The sequence below is a fragment of the Microbacterium sp. H6 genome (assembly GCF_003314775.1).
In the GTDB taxonomy this organism is placed as follows: Bacteria; Actinomycetota; Actinomycetes; order Actinomycetales; family Microbacteriaceae; genus Microbacterium; species Microbacterium oxydans.
This window is the reverse complement of the sequence record NZ_QOAY01000127.1, coordinates 4528-9110: the sequence shown is the minus strand read 5'-3', so window position 1 is coordinate 9110 and position 4583 is coordinate 4528. Positions and strand designations below refer to the sequence as shown.

Genomic DNA, 4583 nt, shown 5'->3' with positions numbered 1-4583 from the left:
GATGAGCGTCTGCGACAGGAAGACGTACAGCGAGCGCAGGCCGGCGCTGCCGTTCCAGTCGTCGGTCAGCGAGGACGACAGCTCGGAGACGATCGCCTGGGCGTGCTGCAGCTGGGCGTTCGCCTCGGTCCAGTCCTCTGCGCGCTGAGCGATCTCCCCGCGCTCGATGTCGAGCAGGAGACGGTCGTAGAGCATGGTCACCAGACGCTCGGGCGGCGCCGACAGCACGGCGTCGTCACGGTAGCGCTGCTGGGCGCGGAGCGCGGCGTTCATGCTCACTTCCCCGAGTTGGAGCTCGAGCCCGGAAGGGCGGCGATCTGCGAGGTCAGGTACGAGGACTGTGACTGCAGTTGCGAGAGCATCACCTCGAGGCGTGCGTAGGTGCGCTCGAGAGTGGTCTTGCGCTGCGCGAGGCGGACATCCCAGCGCTCCATCTGCTCGCCGAGTCCCTTGACCTCGCTCTCCTGGCCCGTGATCCGCGTGGTGAGGAGCCCCTCGTACTTGTCCGAGTACACCTTCGCGGTGTCCTGCACCCGCGAGGCGATGTCGGAGAACAGTCCTGCGACGGCATCCGGGTCCTTCGCGAGGGCTTCGGCGAACTTCTCCTCGTCGAAGCTCATCACGCCGTACGTGTCGCTCGAGATGCCGATCGACGAAGGAGAGACGCCGTTCACGGGGTGCTGCACCGCATCGGCGAGGGCCGTGCGCAGTCCCCGGACTGCGCTGTCGCCGGTGAAGACGCCCAGAGTGGTCTTGTCTCCCTGCTTGGCGGCGATGGTCGCCTTCGAGCCGTTGTCGATGCGGGTCAGGATGTCCTTGACGGCGGCGATGAACTCTGCGGAGGCCTTGGTGCGAGCAGCGGTGTCGACGGCGACGCCGATGGTCACGGGCGCCGCCGAGGCCGCGGAGACGGTCGCGTCCACCCCGTCGAACAGGTCGGTGAAGGTGTTGCTCGACGAGGTCAGCACCTGCTCCGCGCTGGTGCCGGCCCACAGGCGCACCTGGGCGTCGGCACCGACGTCGATGACGGCCGCTCCTGCTTCGGTGGAGATGTCGGAGGCGGTGCCGGCCGCTACCGCAGCGGTGTCTCCGCGGTAGGCGCGGAACTGGCCGGCCTCTCCCGAGTCGGCGGCCCGCAACTGCAGGCGGTGCATCGGGTTGCCGTCGGCGTCACGTCCGGCGGGGACGGCCGCGGCGACGATGCCGAAGCCTGCTTCGTTCACCGCGCGGGCGACATCCTGCATCGACGTGGAGTCTGCGGTGACCTGCACGCGTTCGCCCTTGGCGTTCTCGAGGGTGATCACCGGTGGGTCGACGGGCCACCCGGCGGAGGCTGCGGAGACGATCGTGTGGTTCTTGGCGACCTTGTCGACGACGATGTCGGCCGAGAGCGGCGCGGCACCATCGCGGGTGGCGACGGTGACCGTCGGCGAGGAGGACGAGGTGGTGAAGCGGGCGAGTCCGTCGCGGGTCGCGGCCTTCTCGGCTGCCGTGGCGAGGTTCTGCACCGCCGTGTTCAGGGTGCGCAGCTGGGTGACGATGCCGTTCTTGTCATCCATCTTCGCCTTGAGCAGTGAACGGGGGATGGAGGCGACATCCATCAGCGCCTTGATGACCTCGGTGGTCTTCAGGCCGGAGACGAGGCCGTCGAGCGAGAGGGACATGGTCGTCTTTCCTGTTGAGGAGCGGACAGGGTCCGGACGCCGGTGGGCGTCCGGACCCTATGACGTGGTTCAGCGCAGGAGCTGGAGCACGCCCTGGTTGGCCTGGTTGGCCTGTGCCAGCATCGCCGTACCTGCCTGGGACAGGATGTTCTTCGACGTGAACTTGACCATCTCGGACGCCATGTCGGTGTCGCGGATCCGGCTCTCGGCGGCGGAGAGGTTCTCCGCCGACACGTTGAGGCTGTTGATGGTCGACTCGAAGCGGTTCTGCAGCGCACCGTAGCCGGCGCGTGCGGTCGAGACCGCCTGGATCTGCGTGTCGATACCCGCCAGCGCGGCACCGTACGTCGCGGCGTCCGTCATGGTCCCCGCGAGCGTCTTGATGTCGGCACCGAGGGTGGCGAAGTCGGTCAGGGCGACCGAGATCTGGTCCTCGGCGGCGACGGAGCCCGCACCGACCTGGAACGTCAGCGTGTTGCCGCCCGAGAGCAGCTTGATGCCGTTGAAGTTCGTGCTGCCGGCGATCCGGGTGAGCTCATCACCGAGGGTGTTGATCTCCTTCTGGATCGCGTCGCGCGACTTCGTGTTGTTCGAGTCGTTCGCACCCTGAGCGGTCAGGTCGCGAACGCGCTGCAGGATCGAGTGGACCTCGGTCAGGGCGCCTTCAGCGGTCTGGATGACCGAGATGCCGTCCTGGGCGTTGCGTGCCGCGACGTTCAGGCCGTTGACCTGCGAACGCAGGCCCTCGGAGATCGCGAGGCCTGCAGCGTCGTCGGCCGCGCGGTTGATGCGGAAGCCGCTGGACAGCTTCTCGAGCGACTTCGACAGGTCGTTCTGCGTGTTGGACAGGTTGCGGTAGGCGTTGAGTGCCGACACGTTCGTGCTGATCTGCATACCCATAAGGGTTCTCCTCCGTGAATGGTGTTGTGCGGGAGACCATCCGTGGTCTCCCGGTCACACCTATCGGCGGAGGTTCCCGGCGCGTTAGTCGGGCCGGCGGGGAATCGGCTCAGGCAGTCGCCGATTCGCGGAAGACCCCGGCGATCCGGGAGCCGGCGGCGTCCGCGATCCTGGTGAAGTAGGCATCGCGGGCCGCGGGGGAGACCCGCGTCGTCGCTGCCGGCGTCGACCCCTCTGCGTAGTAGCGGTCCAGGGCGTCGCGCAGAAGCCGGATCGCTTCCGAGCGCTGCTGCGACACCGCGGAGTGCGTCACCCCGAGCTCCTCGGCGATCTCCTTGACGGGGCGTTCGTCGAAGTAGACCGCCTGCACGATCCGCCGCATGCGCTCCGGCAGGGCGATGACCGCCTGCTCGAGCACCTCGCGCCGTTCTCCCACCAGTGCCGATTCCTCGGGGAGGGGGATTTCGGCGGTGACGTCACGGGCGGCGGGGTCGTCGAGAGTGGTCAGCATCCTGGCGGCGTCGCCGAGTGCTTCGATCACGACGTCCTTCGCGACGCCCATCGCGGTGGCGACCTCGGCGACCGTCGCGGTGCGGCCGAGCCCGGCGGTCAGCGCCTCGCGGACGGCGACGGTCTCCTTGATGCGTTTGCGTATGCCGCGGGAGGCCCAGTCCATTGAGCGCATCTCGTCGGCGAAAGCGCCGAGGATGCGTCGGCGGGCGTAGGCCCCGAAGGGTACGCCGAGCTCCGGATCGAATGCTTCGGCCGCTGTCACGAGCGCGAGTGCTCCGACGGCCGCGAGCTCGTCGCGGGGGATGTGGGTGGCGCGGGCATGGGTCTCGGCGGCGAGGTATCCGACCAGGGGGAGGTTGCTCTCTATGAGCAGATTGCGCTCAGCGCGCGACGACATGGGGGATGATCCACCTCTCTGGATGCACTCCGAAAGATCCAAGGAGATGAACAGATGTACATATCACACGTTTTGTGATTTGTACATGGGGAGAACTATCCATCGCCGTTCCACATAGTAACGTTAGGCAGACGCTGGCCGATAGTGACCTTTGGCCGCGTTGTCAGGCGGGGCGATCACTGGGGAAAAGGGGATCATGGGAGCCAACGAACTATCGATACAGCTGTGGCGAGAGCGCGAGCTGCTCGAGATGCTGCTGTTCAAGCTCGATGAGCAGCAGCTGCTTCTCGCCGCCGGGCGATCCCAGTGGATCCAGTTTGCCGCACGGGAGATCGATCAGGTGCTCGATCGACTGCGCGGCGCAGGCCTCGCCCGCACCCTCGAGGTCGCCACCGTCGCCGAGGAGTGGGGAGCTCCCGAGGCGTCGACGATCCGCGAGCTGATCGAGCACGCGCCGGAAGGGGCATGGCAGGAGGTGTTCGCCGACCATCTGCGAGCGCTGTCGAAGCTCGCCGCCGAGGTCGAGCAGCTGCGCGACGCCAACGCCGAGCAGCTCAGCGGAGTGCTCCGCGCGACGCAGGAGACGATCGCCGCGCTCGGGCACGACACGGGCGAGTACACGACCAAGGGTGACCGCGCGCGCGACGACGCCGCGCGGATCATCGACACCGAGATGTGACCGAGAGGGGATCATGTCGACCTTCAGCGGATTGAACACGGCGGCCAGCGGACTGGCGGCTGCCCGACGCGGCATGGACGTGGTCGGGCAGAACATCGCCAATCAGAAGACGGAGGGGTACACGCGGCAGCGTGTGACCACCTCGGCCGTCGCGGCCATCGCGCAGACCGGACGGTTCAGCGTGGGCGCCCTCCCGGGGCACGGCGTCTCGATCGACGGCGTCGCACGCCTGGGTGACGCCCTTCTCGACGCCAGGGTGCGCGACGCCCTCGGCGCTTCGGGGTACTGGTCGACCAGGGCGGTGGCCGCGACCACGGTCGAGGCATCGCTGGCCGAGCCCACGGCGAACGGGCTCGCCGCCCGGCTGTCCAAGTTCTGGTCCGGCTGGCAGGACCTCGCGAACACGCCGGACTCGGGGGCAGCGGCCTCG

6 protein-coding genes are annotated in these 4583 nt (G+C 68.0%); 2 read left to right on the top strand and 4 right to left on the bottom strand.

The genetic code is table 11. From position 1 onward, the window contains the following. The 4 genes from fliS to DSP71_RS08375 form a co-directional block, all read right to left on the bottom strand. On the bottom strand, positions 1-273 hold a 273-nt coding region (fliS, locus tag DSP71_RS23395; RefSeq protein WP_258546332.1), incomplete at its 3' end, for a flagellar export chaperone FliS. 2 nt (positions 274-275) lie between these two features. Beyond that, positions 276-1664, bottom strand: a complete 1389-nt coding sequence (gene fliD / locus DSP71_RS08385; RefSeq protein ID WP_113680846.1) for a flagellar filament capping protein FliD — start codon at positions 1662-1664, stop codon at positions 276-278. 69 nt (positions 1665-1733) lie between these two features. Beyond that, positions 1734-2564 (bottom strand): flagellin, encoded by an 831-nt coding sequence (locus DSP71_RS08380; RefSeq protein ID WP_045263723.1) that lies wholly within the window; start codon positions 2562-2564, stop codon positions 1734-1736. A 109-nt stretch (positions 2565-2673) separates the two neighbouring features. Next, on the bottom strand, positions 2674-3474 hold the full coding sequence (locus DSP71_RS08375) for a sigma-70 family RNA polymerase sigma factor (protein ID WP_113680845.1): 801 nt from the start codon (positions 3472-3474) through the stop codon (positions 2674-2676). 196 nt (positions 3475-3670) lie between these two features. Here DSP71_RS08375 and flgN point away from each other — a divergent pair, with 196 nt between their 5' ends. Together flgN and DSP71_RS23390 are read left to right on the top strand one after the other, a co-directional pair. Continuing rightward, positions 3671-4153 (top strand): flagellar export chaperone FlgN, encoded by a 483-nt coding sequence (flgN, locus tag DSP71_RS08370; protein WP_113680844.1) that lies wholly within the window; start codon positions 3671-3673, stop codon positions 4151-4153. Positions 4154-4166: 13 nt separating this feature from the next. Next, the coding region (locus tag DSP71_RS23390) for a flagellar basal body protein (protein WP_258546331.1) at positions 4167-4583 on the top strand (417 nt) is incomplete at its 3' end.

What these genes read in the sequence shown, in the direction of transcription:
- fliD (WP_113680846.1), bottom strand. Translation starts at nt 1,664, where the DNA reads ATGTCCCTCTCGCTCGACGGCCTCGTCTCCGGCCTGAAGACCACCGAG.
- DSP71_RS08380 (WP_045263723.1), bottom strand. Translation starts at nt 2,564, where the DNA reads ATGGGTATGCAGATCAGCACGAACGTGTCGGCACTCAACGCCTACCGC.
- DSP71_RS08375 (WP_113680845.1), bottom strand. Translation starts at nt 3,474, where the DNA reads ATGTCGTCGCGCGCTGAGCGCAATCTGCTCATAGAGAGCAACCTCCCC.
- flgN (WP_113680844.1), top strand. Translation starts at nt 3,671, where the DNA reads ATGGGAGCCAACGAACTATCGATACAGCTGTGGCGAGAGCGCGAGCTG.